Source organism: Sinomonas atrocyanea (assembly GCF_030811715.1).
GTDB lineage: Bacteria > Actinomycetota > Actinomycetes > Actinomycetales > Micrococcaceae > Sinomonas > Sinomonas atrocyanea_A.
On the sequence record NZ_JAUSRH010000009.1, the window covers coordinates 129,431 to 149,813 of the forward strand.

20 protein-coding genes and 1 pseudogene are annotated in these 20,383 nt (G+C 71.7%); 8 read left to right on the top strand and 13 right to left on the bottom strand.

The features are described 5' to 3' along the window. Window positions 1-82: 82 nt before the first annotated feature. The gene (locus J2W21_RS14285; protein ID WP_307115172.1) at window positions 83-286 is read right to left on the bottom strand and encodes a cold-shock protein; all 204 of its coding nucleotides are present in this window, start codon (window positions 284-286) and stop codon (window positions 83-85) included. A 233-nt stretch (window positions 287-519) separates the two neighbouring features. Beyond that, complete coding sequence (locus tag J2W21_RS14290) at window positions 520-1,245, bottom strand: DUF4386 family protein (protein ID WP_307115173.1); 726 nt, start codon at window positions 1,243-1,245, stop codon at window positions 520-522. 107 nt (window positions 1,246-1,352) lie between these two features. Here J2W21_RS14290 and J2W21_RS14295 point away from each other — a divergent pair, with 107 nt between their 5' ends. Beyond that, window positions 1,353-1,871 (top strand): hypothetical protein, encoded by a 519-nt coding sequence (locus J2W21_RS14295; protein WP_307115174.1) that lies wholly within the window; start codon window positions 1,353-1,355, stop codon window positions 1,869-1,871. 18 nt (window positions 1,872-1,889) lie between these two features. Here J2W21_RS14295 and J2W21_RS14300 read toward each other — a convergent pair whose 3' ends face one another. From J2W21_RS14300 to J2W21_RS14310, 3 genes are all read right to left on the bottom strand, one after another. After that, on the bottom strand, window positions 1,890-2,288 hold the full coding sequence (locus J2W21_RS14300) for a hypothetical protein (RefSeq protein ID WP_307115175.1): 399 nt from the start codon (window positions 2,286-2,288) through the stop codon (window positions 1,890-1,892). Between the two features lie 171 nt (window positions 2,289-2,459). Beyond that, a complete protein-coding gene (locus J2W21_RS14305) occupies window positions 2,460-2,837 on the bottom strand; it encodes an OsmC family protein (RefSeq protein ID WP_307115176.1) in 378 nt (125 codons plus the stop codon). A 46-nt stretch (window positions 2,838-2,883) separates the two neighbouring features. Further along, window positions 2,884-4,242, bottom strand: coding sequence for an APC family permease (locus J2W21_RS14310; RefSeq protein WP_307115177.1), 1,359 nt, complete (start codon window positions 4,240-4,242; stop codon window positions 2,884-2,886). Between the two features lie 106 nt (window positions 4,243-4,348). On the opposite strand from J2W21_RS14310, the gene J2W21_RS14315 reads away from it, so the two are divergent. Together J2W21_RS14315 and J2W21_RS14320 are read left to right on the top strand one after the other, a co-directional pair. Then, window positions 4,349-4,900 (top strand): heme NO-binding domain-containing protein, encoded by a 552-nt coding sequence (locus J2W21_RS14315; RefSeq protein ID WP_307115178.1) that lies wholly within the window; start codon window positions 4,349-4,351, stop codon window positions 4,898-4,900. Window positions 4,901-4,905: 5 nt separating this feature from the next. Continuing rightward, window positions 4,906-6,789 (top strand): annotated as a pseudogene (locus tag J2W21_RS14320) (putative bifunctional diguanylate cyclase/phosphodiesterase); the annotation flags it as partial. 66 nt (window positions 6,790-6,855) lie between these two features. On the opposite strand, the gene J2W21_RS14325 reads toward J2W21_RS14320, so the two are convergent. Together J2W21_RS14325 and J2W21_RS14330 are read right to left on the bottom strand one after the other, a co-directional pair. Beyond that, entirely contained in the window at window positions 6,856-8,022 is a 1,167-nt protein-coding gene (locus J2W21_RS14325) for an ROK family transcriptional regulator (RefSeq protein ID WP_307115179.1), read from the bottom strand. Between the two features lie 86 nt (window positions 8,023-8,108). Then, window positions 8,109-10,010: a hypothetical protein gene (locus tag J2W21_RS14330; protein WP_307115180.1), complete on the bottom strand. Its 1,902-nt coding sequence runs from the start codon at window positions 10,008-10,010 to the stop codon at window positions 8,109-8,111. A gap of 117 nt (window positions 10,011-10,127) precedes the next feature. On the opposite strand from J2W21_RS14330, the gene J2W21_RS14335 reads away from it, so the two are divergent. The 3 genes from J2W21_RS14335 (at window position 10,128) to J2W21_RS14345 (ending at window position 13,857) form a co-directional block, all read left to right on the top strand. Continuing rightward, the gene (locus tag J2W21_RS14335) at window positions 10,128-11,870 is read left to right on the top strand and encodes a glycoside hydrolase family 13 protein (RefSeq protein WP_307115181.1); all 1,743 of its coding nucleotides are present in this window, start codon (window positions 10,128-10,130) and stop codon (window positions 11,868-11,870) included. Window positions 11,871-12,168: 298 nt separating this feature from the next. Continuing rightward, window positions 12,169-12,744: a hypothetical protein gene (locus J2W21_RS14340; RefSeq protein WP_307115182.1), complete on the top strand. Its 576-nt coding sequence runs from the start codon at window positions 12,169-12,171 to the stop codon at window positions 12,742-12,744. 111 nt (window positions 12,745-12,855) lie between these two features. Continuing rightward, complete coding sequence (locus tag J2W21_RS14345; protein ID WP_307115183.1) at window positions 12,856-13,857, top strand: alcohol dehydrogenase catalytic domain-containing protein; 1,002 nt, start codon at window positions 12,856-12,858, stop codon at window positions 13,855-13,857. Window positions 13,858-13,910: 53 nt separating this feature from the next. Here J2W21_RS14345 and J2W21_RS14350 read toward each other — a convergent pair whose 3' ends face one another. Further along, the gene (locus tag J2W21_RS14350) at window positions 13,911-14,453 is read right to left on the bottom strand and encodes a flavodoxin domain-containing protein (protein WP_307115184.1); all 543 of its coding nucleotides are present in this window, start codon (window positions 14,451-14,453) and stop codon (window positions 13,911-13,913) included. A 204-nt stretch (window positions 14,454-14,657) separates the two neighbouring features. On the opposite strand from J2W21_RS14350, the gene J2W21_RS14355 reads away from it, so the two are divergent. Further along, a complete protein-coding gene (locus J2W21_RS14355; RefSeq protein ID WP_307115185.1) occupies window positions 14,658-14,981 on the top strand; it encodes a YciI family protein in 324 nt (107 codons plus the stop codon). Beyond that, the gene (locus J2W21_RS14360) at window positions 14,981-16,237 is read left to right on the top strand and encodes an RNA polymerase sigma factor (RefSeq protein WP_373423114.1); all 1,257 of its coding nucleotides are present in this window, start codon (window positions 14,981-14,983) and stop codon (window positions 16,235-16,237) included. Before J2W21_RS14355 ends, J2W21_RS14360 begins: the two co-directional genes overlap by 1 nt. Here the strand turns inward: J2W21_RS14360 and J2W21_RS14365 are convergent. The 5 genes from J2W21_RS14365 to J2W21_RS14385 are packed head-to-tail and all read right to left on the bottom strand — an operon-like array spanning window position 16,191 to window position 20,380. Next, a complete protein-coding gene (locus tag J2W21_RS14365) occupies window positions 16,191-16,643 on the bottom strand; it encodes a MaoC family dehydratase (protein ID WP_307115187.1) in 453 nt (150 codons plus the stop codon). The two genes, J2W21_RS14360 and J2W21_RS14365, sit on opposite strands and share 47 nt — an antisense overlap. 48 nt (window positions 16,644-16,691) lie before the next feature. Next, window positions 16,692-17,474 carry an SDR family NAD(P)-dependent oxidoreductase gene (locus tag J2W21_RS14370; RefSeq protein ID WP_307115188.1) on the bottom strand — a complete coding sequence of 261 codons (783 nt, stop codon included), beginning with the start codon at window positions 17,472-17,474 and terminating at the stop codon, window positions 16,692-16,694. Beyond that, window positions 17,474-18,745: an acyl-CoA dehydrogenase family protein gene (locus tag J2W21_RS14375; RefSeq protein WP_307115189.1), complete on the bottom strand. Its 1,272-nt coding sequence runs from the start codon at window positions 18,743-18,745 to the stop codon at window positions 17,474-17,476. Before J2W21_RS14375 ends, J2W21_RS14370 begins: the two co-directional genes overlap by 1 nt. After that, the gene (locus J2W21_RS14380; protein WP_307115190.1) at window positions 18,738-19,604 is read right to left on the bottom strand and encodes a 3-hydroxyacyl-CoA dehydrogenase family protein; all 867 of its coding nucleotides are present in this window, start codon (window positions 19,602-19,604) and stop codon (window positions 18,738-18,740) included. The genes J2W21_RS14375 and J2W21_RS14380 overlap by 8 nt, the downstream gene beginning before the upstream one ends. Further along, window positions 19,601-20,380 carry an enoyl-CoA hydratase/isomerase family protein gene (locus tag J2W21_RS14385; RefSeq protein WP_307115191.1) on the bottom strand — a complete coding sequence of 260 codons (780 nt, stop codon included), beginning with the start codon at window positions 20,378-20,380 and terminating at the stop codon, window positions 19,601-19,603. The genes J2W21_RS14380 and J2W21_RS14385 overlap by 4 nt, the downstream gene beginning before the upstream one ends. Window positions 20,381-20,383: the final 3 nt, after the last annotated feature.

The window sequence follows — 20,383 nt, forward strand, 5'->3', positions numbered from 1 at the left end:
TTCAGGTGGGGGGAGTGCTGGGGGTGGAAGCGATGCCTGCGGGCGGGCGCCGGCGGCGGCCCGCCCGCAGGCATCGTTCAGATCAGAGGGCGCGGATGTTCGCAGCCTGGGGGCCCTTGGGGCCACGCTCGGAATCGAACTCGACGCGCTGGCCCTCTTCGAGGGAGCGGTAGCCGTTCGAGTTGATGGCGCTGTAGTGGGCGAAGACGTCGGGGGTGCCGTCCTCAGGCGCGATGAAGCCGAAGCCCTTTTCGGAGTTGAACCATTTCACGGTGCCAGTGGCCATGTTGCTTTCCTTCTGTGTGGATGTGACCCCTGTGCAAGGGGCCGGTTGCCGGCCGACGACGTCGGCACGGACAGCTGTGGTGGTGGGGGAATGATGCGCGAGGCGAGGTGCGCGCTGCGGGGGGCCCAGAGGGGCCGCGGCCCGGCGGCCGGAGGCCTTGCGGCAAGAAAGTCTGAGGGGCCCTCGATCTGAGGGGCGGTGACCAACCGCTTTTCTGACAGCTGGTGTTTGTATCACTCTACAGGTTTTCGGGCCCTGTGTCCCGCCAGCCCCAGAAGGGCGACTCCGACGGCGGCGATCCACACCCACAGGAGCGGCCCATAGACCGCGTAGAGGGCGGTGACGGCGAACCGCAGCACCTCGCTCGCCACGCCGAGCGCCCCCGTGGCGATCCCGAGCCAGCCGATCCAGTGGGGGAGCGGGCCGCGGACCAGGGGCAGGCTGATGAGGAGGACACCCAGCGGAGTGAGCGTGCCGGCGAGGGCGACGGTGTTGTTCTCCGCCACGAGCGCCTCCGCAGCAGCAGCGAAAGCCGGCCGCGCGGCGTCGTCCGCGGCGGACCACGCATCGCTGAGGGTGAGGAGCGAGAGGGTCCCCACGCTCGAGGTGGGCACTGCGAGCAGCGCCGTCCACGACGCTGCGCCCACCGTGAAGCCCAGCACCGCGAGACTGGGGTTCGTGGGCAGCAGGGCGACGAGGAGCGCGGCGAACACCACGAGCCCGAACAGCGACGGGACGAGCCAGAGCAGCTGCTGGGCGATGTAGGAGGCCTTGTGCCCGGCAATGAAGCGCAGCGTCGCGTCGCCGCCCGAGACCGGGGGCGCGTCCACGGCGTAGAGCGCCAGCGCGGCCACATCGCACAGGACGAACAGGAGTGCCGCGATCCCCGCAACCCGGTACAGGGGAGTCCACGACAGGGAGGCCCAGGCGGGGGCGCCGGGCCGTGCTGGCGCCGTCATGCCCTTCAGGCTAGGGCCGGCGGCGCGGATCTGCTGGGGGCGAAGGGCTCTGAACGTCGGCCCGTGCCCGGCCTAGCCTGAGACCAGGTTGCACGCAGCGTCCGGGAGTGATCGCCATGAATCCGCTCGTCCAGATGATCGTGTTCTACGTCTTCGCCGTCCCCGCGTTCCTCGGCAGCGTCCTCGCGGCCTGGTTCCCGTGGGCCCGATGGGTGGGCCGGGTGGGGACGGGCCTGACCATGCTGCTCGGCGGGGCCGCCGTGAACGCCTCGTTCCTGATCCGGGGCGTCACCTACGCCGACTTCGCCGACGACGCGAAGTTCGCGTGGGTCACGGACGCCTGGCGCGCCGTGGTGCCCGGGGACTACACGCTCTGGATCGGGCTGCTCATCGCGTTCGAGGCCGTGACCGGCATCCTCATTCTCTCCGGCGGCTGGCCGACCCGGGCAGGCCTCATGGCTGCGATCGCGTTCCACGTGGGGCTCGGGGTGTTCTTCTCATGGTTCCTGACCTACTACGCGGCGGTCATGCTCGTGGGCATGGGGATCCTGCTGCGCGCCGAGTGGCGGCCGCGGTCGGCCCCGGCGCGGCGCCGGGCACCGAGGCGGCAGCACCGCCTCGCGTGATCGGCTCGACGCCCGGCGCTAGTCGTCCCCGTCGTCGTCCTCGTCGTCCTCCTCGGCCTCGGCAAGGTTCAGGGACGCGGCCTGCAGGATTGCGGCGACGTCCGCGTCCGGCGCGTCCTGCCGGTAGGCCTCGGCCACGGACTTGAACCCGATGGCCATGCCGAGGACCAGACGCGTGTAGTCGGGGGCGAGGGCCTCGATGATCTGGCGGATCACCTGGGGCAGGACTTCGCGGAGCGCCGCCGCCTGCTCGGGCGAGCCGCCGCTGAAGGTCACCGAGACCGCGTCGTCCACACGGGCCAGGGTCTTGAGGGACTCCTTGAACATCTCCGTCGCCGCGGGGTCTTCCGGCTCCCAGGACAGGGCAGCCGTGAGGACACCGATCCCGCGCTGGATCATCTCCGTCTCATCACTCATGCCTCCATCCTGCCCAGCGGTGCCCCGAGGCAATCGAAGCGGCACGGGGAATCGATGATTTCCTGCCGAAAGGCAACCCATCGGGCGCCATTGGACGGGTTACCTTTTCCGAGCGAGGCCGTCACCCCGCGCCCGGGCCCCGGCCGTGTCCAGGGCCGCCCCCGCAGCCGCTCAGCCGAGGGCGACCGTGAGCCCCGGGGAGTGGGTGAGGGTCGCGTGGACGGGGCAGTGCTGGCCCGCGCGCAGGAGCGCGTCCCGGTGCTTCTCGCTGAGGCCCTCCGGGAGCACGAGCTCGGCGCGGATCTCACCCACCCGGCGCGGGCGGTTGGCCATGGTCCCGGACACTCTCACGCTGACCTCGCCCGGGAGGTCGATCCCGTTGCGCTCGGCGTAGTCCACCACCGTCCACAGGACACACGAGCTCAGCGAGGCCAGCAGCAGCTCGCTCGGGCGCAGGCCCGGGTCCGAGACGACGGTCGTGCTGCCCGTGGACACGGTGAACTGCTCGGTCCCGGTGCGGGTCGCGGTGGCGGTGTAGGAGTCGGCCATGGGGTTTCCCTTCGGTTGGCGGGGAGGGTGAGAAGGCGAGTGGAGCTCAGCGGGCGAGGCCACGCCGTCGTCCGCGCGCGTACTGGACCGCAGCGGCTGCCGCGCCGACCACGAGCCAGCCCGCGCCGACGAGGAGCGCGTTCTGGTTCGCGAACGCGACGATCACGGCCAGCACGGCGATCGCGAGCGCGGGGACGGCCACGTGCACGAGCCGGCGGGTGCTGCGGCGGCGCACGGCGAAGTAGCCGATGACCGAGGCGTGCAGGAGCAGGAACGCGCTCAGCGCACCGATCGAGACGGTCGAGGCGAGCAGGTCGAGTCCGTCGGGCTCGTAGGCGGCCCACACGGCGAGGACGAGGGTGACCGCGGTGACGAGCGCCGTGGCGAGGATGGGCGAGCCGGTGCGTGCGCCGACGCGCGAGAAGGCGCGGGGGAAGCGGCCGTCGCGCGCCATGGTCATGACCACGCGGGAGCCGGCCGCCAGGCCCATCATGCCGGCGAAGCTCGCACCGATCGCCTTGGCGACCGCCAGCAGCGTGGCGAGCCACGGCGCGACCTGGGAGCGGACCACGTCGTAGAACAGGGTGCCCTCGGCGGACGGGTCCACGGCGAGGTCGGCCGGCGTCGCGGTGGTGAGGAGCTGGATCACGTAGCTCTGGAGGAAGAAGAGGATGCCGGCGGCCACGAGGCACGCGAGCATAGCCTTCCCCACCACCTTGGCCGCTCCGGCGGTCTCCTCCGCGAAGGTCGCGATCGCGTCGAAGCCCAGGTACGCCATGGCCGCGACCGAGACCGTGCCGATGACCGCCGTCGCTGAGAACCCGCTCACCCCGGCGAAGGGCGCGGCGAGGCTCTGCCGTGCCCCCGAGGTGGCGAGCACCGCGAGCGCTCCCACGAGCACGACGGCGAGGACCGCGACCTCGGCGAGGACGACGGCGGCCGCGGCCCGGGCGATCGTCTTGCCGCCCGCGAGGTTCACCGCCGTGGTGACGAGGACCGCGAGGGCGGTGAAGGCCCATGCCGGCACGGCGGGCAGGAACGAATGGAGCGCGTAGCCGGTGAAGAGGAACGCCACGCTGGGGATGAGGAGGTAGTCCAGCAGCACCATCCAGCCGGCGATGAAGCCCGCTGGGGCGCTCAGGCCTGCCGAGGCGTAGGAGTAGACCGAGCCGGCGCGGGGCACCGCGGCGGACATCTGGGCATAGGAGACCGCGGTGAGCGCCATGACGAGGGTCGCGACGATGTACACGGTGAGGCTCGCGCCCTGGCTCTTGGCGTAGATGGTGCCGAAGATGCCCACCGGGGCGGCCGGGCCGATGAACACGAGGCCGTTGCCGATGAGCTGGCGCAGGCCGAGCGATCGGGGGAGGGAGGTCTGGGGCGGGGTCTGCTGCTGGGCGGTCACCCCCTCGGCAACGGGTCGGGGGCGCGGCTCTATTCCTCGGCCGGCTCTTCTGAGTGCTTGCTCTGAGTTGCTGACGGCGGCGCCGGACCTGCCGATAGGGGAGGGGATGAAGGGGATCATCTTCAATCTGCTCGAGGAAGCCATCGTGGAGCGCCACGGCGCCGACGCGTGGGACGGCCTGCTCGACGGCCTCGGCCTGGACGGGGTCTACACCTCGCTCGGCAGCTATCCCGACACCGAGGTGTACCGGATCGTCGAGGGCGCCGCCGCCCTCGACGGCAGGAGCCCGGCCGAGACGCTGCGCTGGTTCGGCCGCCAGGCGCTGGCGCTGATGGCGGGACGGTACCCGGCCTACTTCGCGGCGCACACGAACGCGCTGCCCTTCCTGCTCAGCGTCAACAGCATGATCCATCCGGAGGTTCGCAAGGTCTATCCCGGCGCTGACGTGCCCACCTTCGGGTTCCGCACCGAACCGTCCGGGGCGCTGCTGATGACCTACGACTCCCCGCGGCGCCTCTGCGCCCTCGCGCACGGGTTCATCGACGGCGCGGCCGAGCACTTCGGGGAGACCGCGGAGGTGGAGCACCTCGAGTGCCTGCACCGGGGCGCCAGCGCGTGCCTGTGCCGGGTCACCTTCCGCCGCGCCGAGGCAGTGTGAGCGGGATGGCCGAGCCGCACGAGGCGCAGATCGTCGCCCTCCAGCGTCGCCTCGACCGCGAGCGGCGGACCCGCCTCGCCGCGGAGGCGATTGCTGAGCGGGGGCTGCGGGAGCTCTACGACCGGCAGCAGCAGCTGGGCCTGCTCGAGGCCGTCGCCGATGCGGCCAACCAGTCGAGCACCGTGGCCGAGGCCCTGCAGTACGGGGTCCGGACCGTGTGCGAGTTCACCGACTGGCAGATCGGCCACGCCTACCTGCTCGACGAGGGCGGCCTGAGCATGAAGCCCACGTCCGTCTGGCATGGTGTCGAGGACGGCCGATTCACGGACTTCTACGGGGCCACCGAGGCCACCGGATTCGAGCTGGGGCGCGGCCTACCGGGCCGGGTCCTGGCCAGCGGCGCCCCGGCCTGGATCCCCGACATCGCCGCCGACACCGAGTTCCCCCGGGCCGAGGCGGCCCTGCGCGACGGGCTCCGCTCAGCGGTGGCGTTCCCGATCCTGCTGGGAACGGAGGTCACCGCGGTCCTCGAGTTCTTCGCCGCCCACCCCCTCGAGCCCGACGAGACGCTCCTGCGCCTGCTGGCGAAGATCGGCGCGCAGCTGGGCCGGGTTGCGGAGCGCGAGCGCGCCCGGGACCGGCTCCTCCACGATGCCCTCCACGACGCACTCACCGGGCTGCCCAACCGCGCCCTGCTCGCGGACCGGCTCGCCCACGCCGTGGCCCGCACCGCACGCGACCAGGGGACCTCCTTCGCCGTCCTCTTCGCCGACCTGGACCGGTTCAAGCTCGTCAACGACAGCCTCGGCCACCCCGTCGGGGACGCCCTCATCACCGAGGTCGCCCGCCGGTGGGGCCAGTCGCTGCGCCCCGGGGACACGCTGGCCCGGATCGGCGGCGATGAGTTCACCGTTTTGCTGGACGGGATCGAGGACGTCAATGACGCCGTGCGCACCGCGGCCGGCATGATGGAGGCCCTGGCCGAGCCGGTCCTCATCGGCGGGCAGCAGCTGTTCATCAGCGCGAGCATCGGCATCGCCACCAGCACCATGGGGTACGACTCGGCCGACGAGATCCTCCGCCACGCGGATCTGGCCATGTACCGCGCGAAGGTGCTGGGCAAGAGCCGGTACGAGATCTACGACCCGGTGATGCACGAGCTGGCCGTGGGCCGCCTCTCCCTCGAATCCAGGCTGCGCCAGGCTCTGCACGAGGAGGAGTTCGTCCTGCACTACCAGCCGATCGTCTCCTTGGAGGACGGGGCGATGGTCGGGGTCGAGGCGCTCGTCCGGTGGCGCAAATCGGAGTCTGAGCTGGTCTACCCGGACCAGTTCATCCCGGTGGCGGAGGAGACCGGGATCATCGTCTTCCTCGGCCTCTGGGTGCTGCGCGAGGCGTGCCGGACGATGGTGCGCTGGCAGCAGGAGTTCCCCCGCGACCCGGCCCTCACGGTGGCCGTCAACGTCTCCGCCCGGCAGTTCGGCCAGCACGACTTCGTCGAGCAGGTGAGCCGGGTCCTGGCCGAGACCGGCATCCGCCCCGACACGGTCAAGCTCGAGATCACCGAGAGCGTGTCCATGATGGACACCGAGTACACGGTCGAGGTCCTCACCCAGCTCCAGCGCCTCGGGGTGTGCGTGAGCATCGACGACTTCGGCACCGGCTACTCGTCGCTCGCGTACCTGCACAGCTTCCCGATGGACACGCTCAAGATCGACAGGTCCTTCGTCGCGCAGCTCGACCGGGGCGACCAGGGCCGGCAGATCGTGGGGACCATCATGAACCTGGCCCGGGACCTGAAGATCCGGGTCATCGCGGAGGGGGCCGAGACGTCCGAGCACGTGGCGGAGCTCAAGACGCTGGGGTGCGACTTCGCGCAGGGCTACTACTTCTCCCGGCCCGTCGAGCCCGCCGTCATCTCGGGCCTGCTTGCGGCGCAGCCCGAGCCCGGTCGCTCAGCCCAGAGACTGCTGGATCGCGAGGCAGGCGGCCCCCCGCGCCCAGAGGTTCACATCGGCGGAGTCGACGCGCAGCCTCTCGAGCGCCCGGGCGCCCTCGAAGGCGCAGTCGCGCAGGCTTGAGGTGATGCCTTCGGAGAGCAGGTCGTGGGCGGCGATGCCCTCGCCTGAGAGGAGGATCAGCTCGGGGGCGAGGATGTTGTCGAGGACGGCCAGGCCCCGGCCGATCCACTCGCCGGCGCTGTGGAAGGCGCGTCGGGCGGTCCGCTTCGTTGCGCCCTCGCCGTTGCGCGCGAGGTCCGCCGCTGTGCCGACGTCGGGCACCCCGGCCGCCCGGGAGATCGCGTCGTCGCCCGCGAGCGCCTCGAGGCAGCCGCGGCGTCCACAGTGGCACTGGGGCCCGTTCGGCAGGAGTGGGATGTGGCCGAACTCGCCCGCGAGCCCCTCGGCGCCGTCGTACAGGCGGCCGCCGATCACGAGGCCGAGCCCGACCCCGGGTCCGAGGGTGACCACTGCGAAGTCCTCGGCCTCCCGTCCCGCGCCGAAGAGGTACTCGGCCACGGCGAGGGTGTTGACGTCGTTGTGCACGCTCACGGGGAGGCCGCTCGCCCGGCTGAGGGGGGTCGCGATGTCGACCTCGTGCCAGCCGAGGATGGGGGAGAACCGGCAGGTGCCCGAGGGCGGGTCCACGTGCCCGCTGACGCCGACGCCGATGCCGAGCGTGCGCTCGCGGGACCCGGGGACCTCGGCCAGGAGGCCGTCGGCCAGCTCGGCGACCGCAGCCAGCGCCTCCTCGGGGCCCGGATGGTCGAGCTCGAGTTCGCGGCGCGCGACCACCTTGGCGCCGAGGTCGGTCAGGACCCCCGAGATGACGCGCGGACCGATCTTGATCCCCACGGCGCACAGCTTCTCGACCGCCACACGGAGGACGCGACGCGGCCTCCCACGACCTGCTGGGGCTGCGGGGGACTCGGTGACGTAGCCGCTGTCGATGAGCGGCTTCAGGGTCCGGGTGACCGTCGACTGGTCGAGCGAGGCGAGCGCGGCCAGGTCGGCACGGGTGAGCGGCTCGTTGCGGAGGAGCAGGGAGAAGAGCTCTGCGCGGTGCGAATCCTTCACCGCCGGAAGGTGGAAGGCCAGTCGGCCGCCTGCCTCCATACCCATGGCCTCAACTCTATCCGCAGGGGCAGCCGCCCCTCCCACGGGCGGCTCCCGGTGGGGCCGCCCGCGGGAGCGGGGGCACGGTGCTGCTAGACGCCCAGCTCGATCCAGTTCAGGTTCACGGCGCCCACGTCGGAGCGGCCGCGGCCGAGGGTAATGAGGTTGTCGCCGGCGTCGAGAGTGATCCGAGCGGTCGCCACGCCCCACGTGTCCCAGCTGGCCAGCGCGGGGAAGTCGACGTGCTTCGGCCCGTCGACGACCGAGTGGTCGGCCTTCTCCGCGGAGACGGTCAGGGTGCTCGTCGCGCCGGTGGCGTTCGCGTAGCGGTACCGGATCGTGTATTCGCCGCGGTGCGTGGCCCGGACGGCGAAGGTCACGAGGGGATCCGCGCTGCCGGCGGCGGCCGCGAGGCCGTCGACGAAGCCGCTGCCGTCGAAGCCGGCGTGGTCATTGTTGAAGCCGGCGCCGCCTCCCCAGGCCGCATAGGCGGCGGGGTAGCGGGTGGCGCCGCGGACCTTGAGCGGGGTGACCCTGAAGAGGGCGGAGGCATGCGGGGCGAGCGTCGCCGAGGCCTCGGTCCGCACGCCGAGGTCCCTGTGGGCCCACAGGTCGCGGACGTTCGCGGGGGCGGCGAGGCCGAGGTCCTTGACGAAGTCGATGGTCTTGGTCTGGGTGGCGCTGTCCGAGCGGTTGAAGAGCGCCACGGCCCAGGACCCGTCGGGGAGCTGGCCGGCCCAGCGCTCGCTGTCCCGCGAGCCGGGGTCGACCGAGTAGGGGGTGCCGGAGCGGTAGAGCGGCTTGCCGACCAGGCCCTCCTGGTTCAGCCGGAGCACGTCCTTGTTGGTGTAGACCCAGGCGTTGTTACCGATCTGCTGGTACGTGTCGGCGATGGCCAGCGGAGAGCCGGCGATGACCATGAGGTTCATCATGGTCCGGCGCTCGTCGTCGCTCGCGAAGGTGCTGGCGCGCATGAAGTCGCCGTCGAGGATCAGCTGCCCGCGCCCGTTGCGGTGCGACCAGCCGGTGAAACCGGAGAAGGGGTTGAACCAGTTGGGCCAGGCATCCTGCCAGCTCTGGCGGCCGCCGCTGAGCCGGTCCCAGCCGCCGCGGTCGGCGTCGGCGTCGATCCGGACGAGGTCTCCGTTGGCGAGCTCGGCGGAGGCGTCGTCGAACAGGTGGGGCATCACGAGCGAGACTTCGAGGTCCTCGCCCGCGGCCTCGTTGATCCAGGCCAGGGCCGTCTCGTAGTTGGCGCGCCCATGCGGGGCGTTGACCCGCCCGATGTTGGCGTCCATCCCGTTCTCGTACCAGGAGAGGAAGTCGATGCGCAGGTACGGGACCCGGAGGCGCTTGAAGTACGCGACGTAGCCCTGCAGGTACTCCTTGGCGCCGGGACGGGTCACGTCCAGCCAGTAGAGGCTGTTGCCGCCGATGTCCTTGGCGAAGAAGTCGTCCGGAGCAACGATGTCCGCGATCCTGATGTCGGGCCGCCCCGCCACGGTCTTTGAGGGGTCCTCGACGGCGGCCTTGTGGACCCAGAGCGGGTTGTAGTAGACCCCGAGCTTCATGCCCCGTTCGGCCAGATAGTGGGACCAATAGGCCCAGTCGTGCTTCCAGGAGTCGTTGTAGCTGACGATGTAGCCGTTGGGCGTGGTGCGGCTCGAGCCCTCGATCCATCCGTCGGTGCAGGCCATGTCGTAGCCGTAGGGGGCGAGGTCGGAGGCGAGCCAGTCGATGTTCGCCTTCCACTCGTCCTCGGGGATGGGGGCGTTGTGCGGGAAGGCGTAGCCGTAGATGTTCCAGTACCGCGGGCCTGCGCCCCGCCGGGTGAAGACGCTGTTGCGGCTGGCGAGCCGCAGCGGCGGCGCCGGGGCGGGAGGCACTCGGAGGTCCGCGGACGCGGCGCGGGCAGGGGCTTCGACAGCGGCCGTGCAGGCGAGCGCGGCCGCGCCCCCGAAGGCCAGGAGGGAGCGCCGGGACAGGTTCTTCATCGATCAGTCCTTTGGGAGGGGTTGCGGTCCCCACAGTCTGCTTGGGAGCATATAAATGCGTCAAGCATAAAAATAAAAGGCGTTCGGTTTCTGAACGGACGCCGCCAAGGAGAAGCCATGACCGCCCCAGGCACCGCCAGTCCCCACGCCGACTCCGCCGCAGACCCGGCGTGGTTCCGCAGCGCCGTGGTCTACCAGATCTACCCGCGCAGCTTCGCGGACTCGGACGGCGACGGGGTGGGTGACCTCCGCGGGATCATCGGCAGGCTGGACTACCTCGAGCGCCTCGGCGTCGACGTCGTGTGGCTCTCGCCCGTGTACCGCTCGCCGCAGGACGACAACGGCTACGACATCAGCGACTACCGCGACATCGACCCGCTCTTCGGCTCGCTCGCCGACCTGGACGAGCTGATCGAGGGCCTGCATGCCCGGGGGATGAAGCTGGTCATGGACCTCGTGGTCAACCACACCTCGGACGAGCACCCGTGGTTCGCCGAGTCCCGCGCCGCGAAGGACTCGCCCAAGCGCGACTGGTATTGGTGGCGCCCCGCCCGTCCCGGCCACGAGCCCGGCGCGCCGGGGGCCGAGCCGAACAACTGGGCCTCCTTCTTCTCGGGCCCCGCCTGGGCGTTCGACGAGGCCACCGGCGAGTACTACCTCCACCTCTTCTCGAAGAAGCAGCCGGACCTGAACTGGGAGAACCCCGAGGTCCGGCGGGCCGTCTACGCGATGATGAACTGGTGGCTGGACCGCGGCGTCGACGGCTTCCGCATGGACGTCATCAACTTCATCTCCAAGGATCCCGCGCTCGCGGACAAGCCCCTCGCCGAGGGCGAGCTCTACAGCCACGACCGCAGCGGCTACGTCTGCGGCCCGCGCATCCACGAGTTCCTCCAGGAGATGCACCGGGAGGTCTTCGCCAGCCGGGGGCCCGGCCTGCTGACGGTCGGAGAGATGCCCAATGTCACCGTCGAGGACGCGATCCTGTTCACCGACCCGGCCCGTGCCGAGCTGGACATGGTCTTCCAGTTCGAGCACGTGAACCTGGACCACGGCAACGGCAGCAAGTGGCAGCCGGGCTCGCTCCGCCTCACCGACCTCAAGGCCTCGTTCAACCGCTGGCAGGAGGGGCTCGAGGAGCGGGGCTGGAACAGCCTCTACTGGGGCAACCATGACCAGCCGCGCGTCGTCTCCCGCTTCGGCGACGACGGGGAGCACCGGGAGCTCTCGGCGAAGATGCTCGCCGGCGTCCTGCACCTGCACCGGGGCACCCCGTACGTCTACCAGGGCGAGGAGCTCGGCATGACGAACATGGCCTTCGCGGGGATCGACGCGCACCGGGACATCGAGGTCCTCAACCACTACCGCGAGGCCACCGGCGCCCTCGGCCTCGATCCGATCCAGGTCTTCGAATCGATCGCCCCGCTCAACCGGGACAACGCCCGCACTCCCGTCCAGTGGGACGCCGGCCCCAACGCCGGCTTCACCACCGGCACCCCGTGGATCGTGGTCAACCCGAACGCGGCGGCGATCAACGCGGCCGAGCAGGTGGACCGCGACGACTCGGTCTTCGCCTTCTACCGCGAGCTCATCCGGCTCCGCCACGAGCTGCCGGTCATCGCCGACGGTGACTTCACGATGCTCCTGCCCGACCACGAGGCCGTCTACGCCTTCACCCGCCGCCTGGACGGGACCGAGCTGCTCGTGCTCGGCAACTTCTCCGGCGAGCCTCAGCCGGTCGACGTCGGCGACCCGGGCTGGGCCGCCGCCGACGTGCTGCTCGGCAACTACGCGGACAGCCCCGCCCTCGACCTGCGGCCGTGGGAGTTCACCTGCCGCCTCCGCACCTACGGTGGTTGAGCGGAGCCGAAACCTACGACGCCGGTGACGCGCCCGCGCGGGGTGCGTCACCGGCGTCGTGCGCGGAGGCGGAGGCTCAGGGCGGCCGCCCTGCTCGAGAGGGGTCTGCTGACTGGGTGTGCCAAGCCCCCCCCCCCCCCGGAAGGGGTTGCGGACCCGCGTGCGCAGAGCGACAATTTATCTCGACAGTCGAGCTATTCGATAGTCGAGATTCACGTTTTACAGCACATCTCCCGCGATCTGGAGATATCAAGCAGCCTTCCCGGCCCTTGAGGGCCCTTGCCGTTTGGAGCAGATCATGCGCACTCGTCGATTCATTGCAGCTGCGGCGTCGGCCGCCGCGCTGGCGTCCACCGTCCTCCTTGCACCCGCGGCCAACGCCGATGCGGGGCACGAATGGACGCACCGGCACCACCACGAAACCACCGTGGTGCTCAACCCCAAGCTGGCACCAGTGCTGGTGAACACGCTCAAGGTCAAGCCCATCGCGCCGGCGCGGCTCACAGCTCCCGGCGGCACGGCTCAGCTTTCCTTCCCCATCACGAGCGTGGACGACGACGTGATCGGGCATGCCGGCGGCCTCGAGTTCACACCCGTTGGCGGCGGGGACCTGAAGCTGACCCGCTTCGACATCAACCTGGACACTGGGCTTCTCGACGCCAAGGCGCGGCTGAATGGGAAGCGACTGCATGAACGGGTCGACCTGTTCGCCCTCGTCGCCGCGCGGCCGATCGGTGGGAGCGTGCCCGCCTGCGCCGGCACGTCCGCCGGACTGACGCTCACCGAGGCTGCGGCGAAGGCGCTCGGAGCCCCCTCGTTCGCGGGGGCCTTCGTGGGCGATGCCTGCGTCGTGGCGCCCAGCGAGGACGACTGACGGCTGGGGGCCGCTGCCGCGGGATCCGCGGCAACGGCCCCCAGCCGGCGCCAAGGCCCCGCTGCTACCTTGGGCCGCGGTCAAGCAAGCCCTTCGACGAAAGGTGTCACCATGCGAGCCATCCAGATCCCCGCCGCCGGCGAGTCCCTCGAAGCCGTGGACCGGGACGTCCCCGAGGTGCCGCGCGGCCACGTGCTCGTGCGCGTCGCCGCGTGCGGCGTCTGCCACAGCGACACGATGCCCGGCGCCGGCATGGCCTCGTCCTATCCGCGCGTGCCCGGGCACGAGGTGGCCGGGACGGTCGAGACCGTCGGCGAGGGCGTGGAGCAGTGGAAGCCCGGCCAGCGCGTGGGCGTGGGCTGGTTCGGCGGCGCGTGCTTCGTGTGCGACGCGTGCCGCGACGGCGACTTCATCTCCTGCCGGGTCGGCAAGGTCACCGGCCTGACCTCCGACGGCGGGTACGCCGAATACGTCGTCGCCCCCGCCGACGCGCTCGCCGCCGTCCCGGACGGGCTCAGCGACGCCGAGGCCGCCCCGCTCATGTGCGCCGGCGTGACCACGTTCAACGGGCTGCGCGAGAGCGGCGCGCGCCCCGGCGACGTCGTGGCGGTCCTGGGCCTCGGCGGCCTCGGCCACCTCGGCGTGCAGTTCGCGGCCCGCATGGGCTTCGAGACGGTCGCGATCGCGCGCGGGGCCGAGAAGGAGAAGTTCGCCCGCGAGCTCGGGGCGCACCACTACATCGACAGCACGGCGGACGACGTCGCGGGCTCGCTCGCCGCGCTCGGCGGCGCCACGGTGGTGCTCGCCACGGTGACGGACGCCGAGGCGATGACCGCGACGATCGGCGGACTCGCACCGCGCGGGAAGCTCGTGGTGCTCGGCGTCCCGCACGAGCCGCTCGCCGTCCATGCCGGGGCGATCGTCGGCGGCAGCCAGTCGGTGGCGGGGCACGCGTCCGGGTCCGCGAAGGACTCCGAGGACACCCTGAGGTTCGCGGCCCTGACCGGCGTGCGCCCGCTCATCGAGACGTACCCGCTCGAGAAGGCCGCCGACGGGTTCGACCGCATGATGTCCGGCAAGGCCCGCTTCCGGGTGGTCCTGACCGTCGACTGACGCCGGTTGAGCGGAGCGCAGCGGAGTCGAAACCCGCCGCAGGAGGCGGCGCCCTACTGGGGCGCCGCCTCCAGCTCTGCCGCGAAGTCCTCGGCGAAGCGCCGCACGCCGTCCCACTCCGTGTACACGTAGTCGCGCGAGGTGTCGGTGCCCAGGTTGCCGGGCTTGTCCTCGGCGATCTTCCTGATGATTCGGCGCATGATGAAGTTCAGGTGGGTGTACGGCAGCCCTCCGCCGAACAGGGCGATCTTCCCCGGTAGCCAGCCGGTCTGCTCCTCGAACTCCTGGACGTACTTCTCGGCATCCTCCGCATCGTGGATGGCGCTCATGCTGACGGAGAAGAACGCCGAGGGCAGGCCCGTCAGCCCGTGGCGGTTCCCGCGGACGTAGTCGACCACGTGCTTGTCGTGCTTGCCCATGTGCACCGACCCGCCGACGATCACGCCGTCGTAGTCGATGAGCGCGGGGTCGGCGCTCTCCTTGACGTCGCGGGTGTCGACGTCGAGGCCGTGGGTGCGCAGGACGCTGGCGATGAAGTCCGCGATCTTCGCCGTCTGCCCTTCATGGGTGCTGTAGGCGACCAGGACCTTGCTCATGCCGGCTCCTCCTCGGGGTGAGTGTGCCCTCATCCTGCGCCCGGCCGGGCCCGGCATGAAGTGTCCAAGGTCCCGCGCGCAGCGTCTGCCGTGCGGCGGCTTGAACCCGCACCGCCGCCGGTGTCCGATAGGGGCAGGCCCGTTCGTTGCAGGGGTGAGCGGCCGCCCGCGCCGGGCGCCACCGAACCACAGGAGATGATCCGCATGCAGTACCTGGTGTCCGTCCTCAATGACAACACTGACCTCGCCACTTCCGAAGAGGCGGCCGCGATCGACGCCTTCAACGACAAGCTGCAGGCCGAGGGCCACTGGGTCTTCGCCGGCGGCCTCAGCGCGCCCGCCTCCGCCACCGTCATCGACAACCGGAACGGCGAGGCCGTGATGACCGACGGGCCGTTCGCGGAGACCAAGGAGTGGATCGTGGGCTTCTGGATCATGGAGGCCCCGGACCTGGACGCAGCGCTCAAGCTCGCCGCCGAGGGCTCCAAGGCCTGCAACCGCAGGATCGAGGTCCGGCCGTTCCTGTGATCCCGGCCAGCGGCCCCGACCCGGCGGAGGCGCTGACCCGGGCCCACCGCGAGGAGTGGGCCCGGGTGGTCGCGTCGCTGGCGCGGCGCTTCGGCGACCTCGACCTCGCCGAGGACGCGGCGGCCGAAGCGTTTGCGACCGCCGTCGAACGCTGGAGGACCGACGGCGTGCCGCCCAACCCGGGCGCGTGGCTGACCACCACCGCGAACCGCAAGGCGATCGACCGGATCCGCAGGGAGACGAAGCGCCCGCTGGTGGAGCGGAGCCGAAGCCGCCTGCTCTACGACGGGCCGCCGGAGCCGCTCGGCGCGGTCGGGGACGACAGGCTCCGGCTCATCTTCACCTGCTGCCACCCTGCGCTCGCGATGGAGGCCCGCGTGGCGCTCACCCTGCGACTGGTCGGCGGCCTGACCGTGCCCGAGATCGCCCGCGCCTTCCTCGTGCAGGAGGGTGCGATGGCGCGCCGCATCACCCGCGCGAAGACCAAGATCGCCGACGCGCGCATCCCGTACCGGGTGCCCTCCGCCGACGACCTCCCGGCCCGGATCTCCGGCGTGCTCGCCGTCCTGTTCCTCATCTTCAACGAGGGGTACCTCGCGACCGGGCCCGACGCCGACCCCGTGCGCCCGGCGCTGACCGCGGAGGCGATCCGGCTCGCCCGCCTCGCCCGAGATCTCCTCCCGGACGACGGCGAGGCGGCCGGCCTGCTGGCGCTCCTGCTCATGACCGAGGCCCGGCGCGCCGCCCGGATCTCGGACGACGGCGCGCTGGTCCCCTTGGGCGAGCAGGACCGCGCCGCCTGGGACGCGGCGCTGATCGCCGAGGGGCACCGGCTCGTTCGCGAGCGCCTGGCCTCGGGGGAGGCGCCGGGCCGGTACCAGCTTCTCGCGGCGGTCAATGCCGTGCATACCTCCGCCCGCAGCGCAGCGGAGACGGACTGGAGCCAGATCGTGGCGCTCTACGACCAGCTCGTCCGGCTCGACCCCTCGCCCGTGGTCGCGCTCAATCGGGCCGTCGCGGTCGCGGAGCGCGACGGCCCCGGGGCCGGGCTGGCCCTCATCGAGCCGTTGGGGGAGCCGCTGTCCGGCTACCGGGCGTACCATGCGGCTCGCGCCGACCTGCTGCGCCGGCTCGGCCGAGATGCGGAGGCCCGGGCGGAATACGAGGTGGCCATCGCCCTCCCGGGCAACGCGGCGGAGACCGCGTACCTCACGCGGGCGGTTGAGTGCGGTCGGAATCCCCGCGCACCCAGGTGACCACGTGGCGTGCGACGGCCACGAGCTCGTCCTTCCTGTGGGCCTGGACGGCGGCGATGGCACGGCGGGACTCCGGGTCGTAGCTGTCCCATTCGTGGCGGAAGGAGAGGGTCTGCCCCGGGAACACCGGCCGGATGAAGCGGATGCGGTCGTAGCCGAGGGAGACAGGCGTGAGCCCTTCGGGCCGCGCATCCTCGAGGGCACGGGCCGCGACGGCGGACATGAATCCGACGATGAGCGCGCCGTGGATCTGCCGGGTGCCGAAGGGCGTGGCCCGCATGTACTCCTCGTCGGTGTGGTTGCTCGCGAAGTCGCCGGTGATCCCGGCGAACAGCACGAGGTCCGTCTCGGTGACGGTCTTGCGGAAGACCGCCACGTGGTCTGGATCGAACGGGGCCGGGTCCATGGGTCTCCTCCTGCTGGTGTCCTCGGGTGGTCTGCGCGCCTGCCGGGCCTACATGGTGAGGCCGCCCGAGACGGAGAGCACCTGGCCGGTGGTGAACCCGGCATCCCGGGAGGCGAGGTAGGCGACGGCCGCGGCGACCTCCTCCGCGCGTGCGGCCCTGCCCTTGGGCACGGCCCTGACGGTCCCGGCCATGACCTTGCCGGTGAGGCCGTCTGCGGCGAGCATGCCCGCGAGGAGCCCGGTGTCGGTGGGCCCGGGGGAGACGACGTTGATGGTGACGTCGGTCCTGGCCGTCTCGCGCGCCACTGACCGGGCGAGGCCGTGGAGGCCAGCGCGCGCCGCCGACGACGCGGCGTCGCCGAGGGTGCCGGCCTTGCCGCTGTCCGATCCCACCAGCACGATCCGGCCGAACCCGGACTCGAGCATTCCGGGCAGGACCGCGCGGACGAGGAGCAGCGGGCCCACGAGCTCGGTGCGGACGATGTCCTCGAGGACCGCCGGGTCCGTCGCCGTCAGGGGTGCCAGCGGGTGGCGGTGCCCGGCGGTGACCACGAGGGTGTCAACGCCGCCCAGGGCGGCGGCCGCGCTCCCGCCCGGCCCGACGACGTCGGCCACGGATGCCGGATCCGCCGCGTCAAGCGGCGCGGTTCCGGCCCACGCGCCAGCCGGGAGCCGTGCGCCGAGGGCCGCCGCCCCCTCGTGGTCGCGGCGGTAGGTCCCGAAGATGCGGGCGCCCTCGCCGGCCAGTCGCGCGGCGATCGCAGCACCGATGCCGCCCGTGCCCACGAGCAGGACCCGGCGGTCGGCGAAGGCTGGCTCCTCGCGCGGCATCAGAACGCGGACCTCCCCGTGACCTTCCGGCCGATGAGGAGCGACTGGATGAACTCGGTGCCCTCGTAGGTGTGGACGACCTCCATGTCCGTGAGGTGGCGGCCCACGTGGAAGTCGAGGAGGAGGCCGTTGCCGCCGAGGAGGTCACGGGCCTGCTGGGCGATGGTGCGGGCCTTGTTCGAGGTGTGCATCTTCGCGATCGAGGCCATGGTTCCGCTCCACTTTCCGGCCTCCTGGAGCTCGGCCATGCGGAAGCAGATCAGCTGCATGGCCGTGAGTTCGGAGAGCATCGAGGCCAGGGTGGACTGGACGAGCTGGTAGCTGCCGATGGGGTGCCCGAACTGCTCGCGGACCTCGGTGTACGCCACGGCGGCCTCGAAGCACGCGACCGCGTGGCCCAGGGCCTCCCAGCTCGCGCCGCCCCGGGTGGTGGCGAGCACGCGCGACGTGTCGCGGAAGCTGTTCGCCCCGGGGAGCCGGTTCGCCTCGGACACGCGCATGTTCTCGAAGGCGAGGTCCGCCTGGAGGATGGCGCGCTTGCCGATCTTGCCGTCGATGGTCCGGGCCGAGAACCCCGCGGGCAGGCTCTCGGGATCCCGCGGGTCCTCGCGCTCGAGGACGAAGGCCTTGACCTCGCCGTCGGCCTCGTCGCGGGCCCAGATGACCGTCACGTGGGCCATCGAGCCGTTGCCGATCCAGCGCTTGGCCCCGTTGAGGACCCAGGAGTCCCCGTCGCGGCGGGCGGTGGTCTCGAGCTGCGCCGAGTCGGAGCCGTGGCGCGGCTCGGTGAGCGCGAAGGCGCCGATCTTCTCGAGCCGGACCATGCCGGGGAGCCAGCGCCCCTTCTGCTCCTCGGACCCGAGCAGGTTGATGGTGCCCATGGTGAGGTTGGCCTGGACGCCGAGGAACGTGTTCATCGACCCATCGCCGCGGGCGAGCTCCACGGTGGCGAGTCCGGCGGCGAGCCGGGAGAGGCCGGCGGCGCCGTGCCCGCGGATCACCCCGCCCACGAGGCCGGTCGCGGCGAGGTCGGGCAGGAGCTCCCACGGGAACTCGGCGCGCTCCCAATAGCCGTTGATCACGGGCAGCACCTTCGCGTCGACGAAGGCGCGCATGCGGGCGCGGGCGTCCGCGGCGTCGTCCGGCAGGCCGTCGGCGAGGAGCAGGTAGTCCGTGTCCCGCGGGACCGTGAGGCGCTCGCGGAGCGCCGCGAGGTACTCGTCCGTCTCGGCGAAGCCGGCTCTCGGCCCGGCGTCGAGCAGCTCATCCATACGTGTACCAGCCCTTCCCGGTCTTGCGGCCGAACTCGCCGGCCTCGTACTTGGCAGCCACGAGCGGATGGGGGAGGTCCTTCTCGTCCCCGGTCTGCGCGTAGGCGGCCTGGCGGATCAGGTAGGTGACGTCGAGACCCACGAGGTCCATGAGCTCGAACGGCCCCATGGGGTAGCCGAGCGCATCCCTGGCCGCCGTGTCGATGTCCTCGAGGGAGGCGACGCCGCCCGCGTACAGGGCGAGCGCCTCGTCGCGAACCGCCCCCATCAGCCGGTTCGCGACGAAGCCCGGGATCTCGCGGTTGAGCAGCACCGGGGACTTGCCCATCGCCCGGGCCACCTCGGTGACGGTCGCGACGGTCTCGTCCGAGGTCTGCGGGTTCCGCACGATCTCCACGGCCTTCATGACCAGGGCCGGGTTGAAGAAGTGCAGGTTGCAGACCTTGTCGGGGCGTCCGGTCGCGTCGGCGACCGTCGAGGAGGCCAGCGTCGAGGAGTTGGTCGCGAGGATCGCGTGCGCCGGCGCGAGGGCGTCGAGCTCGGCGAAGATGGACCGCTTGACGTCGAGCCGCTCGGTCGCCGCCTCGATCACGAGGTCCGCGTCCGCGGCCGCGCCCGCAAGATCGGTGGTGAACGTGAGCCGCTCCCACGCGTCCGCGGCGTCGGCCTCGGTGAGCCGGCCCTTCGCGATCCGCCCGTCGAGCCAGCGGCGCATGTCCGCCTCGGCCGCCGCGGTGGCCGAGGCGCTCACGTCCCGCACCGCCGTCGTGAATCCCGCGACGGCAGCAGCCATGCCGATCTGGCGCCCCATCGCCCCCGAGCCGACCACGAGGACCTTCCGCACGTCCACCGCGGTCACCGCCCCACGAATTCCGGCCGGCGCTTGGCCAGGAACGCCGCGGCGCCCTCGGCCTTGTCCACGGTCGTGTACAGCAGCGTCTGCGCGAGCCGCTCGAGCAGCAGGCCGGTCTTCTGGTCCGTCTCGGCGCCCTGGCGGATCACCATCTTGCCGAGCCGCACCGCGAGCGGGCCCTTGGACAGGATGGTGGCGGCGGTCGCGGCGGCGGTCGCCGCGAGCTCCTCGCGGGGCACGACGGCGGTCACGAGCCCGTACCGCTCGGCCTCGGCCGCCGTCAGTGCCCGGCTCGTGAGGATCATCTCGACGGCGCGGGCCGTCCCGACGAGCCGGGTGAGGCGCTGTGTCCCGCCGGCCCCCGGGAGGACTCCGAGGGTGGCCTCGGGCAGCCCCATCTTCGCGCCGTCGGCGGCGATGCGGATGTCGCAGCTCATGGCGAGCTCGAGGCCCCCGCCCATCGCGACGCCGTTGACCGCGGCGATGGTCGGCTTGGGGTACTCCTCGACGCGGTCGAAGAGCTTCTGCATGTGGGCGGCGAGCCCGTAGGCGAGGTCGTAGCCGGCGAGCTGGCCGATGTCCGCGCCCGCCACGAAGGCCTTCTGACCGGCGCCGGTGAACACGACCGCGCCGACCGTGTCGTCGTCCTCCCACGCGTCCAGGACGGCTCCAATCTCGGAGAGCACGGTCTTGGAGAGGGCGTTGCGCACCTCAGGCCGGTTGACCGTGATGGTGCCGACGGCGCCGTCGAGCGAGGCGGTGACTGTCTCCAGCGTTTCCACGGG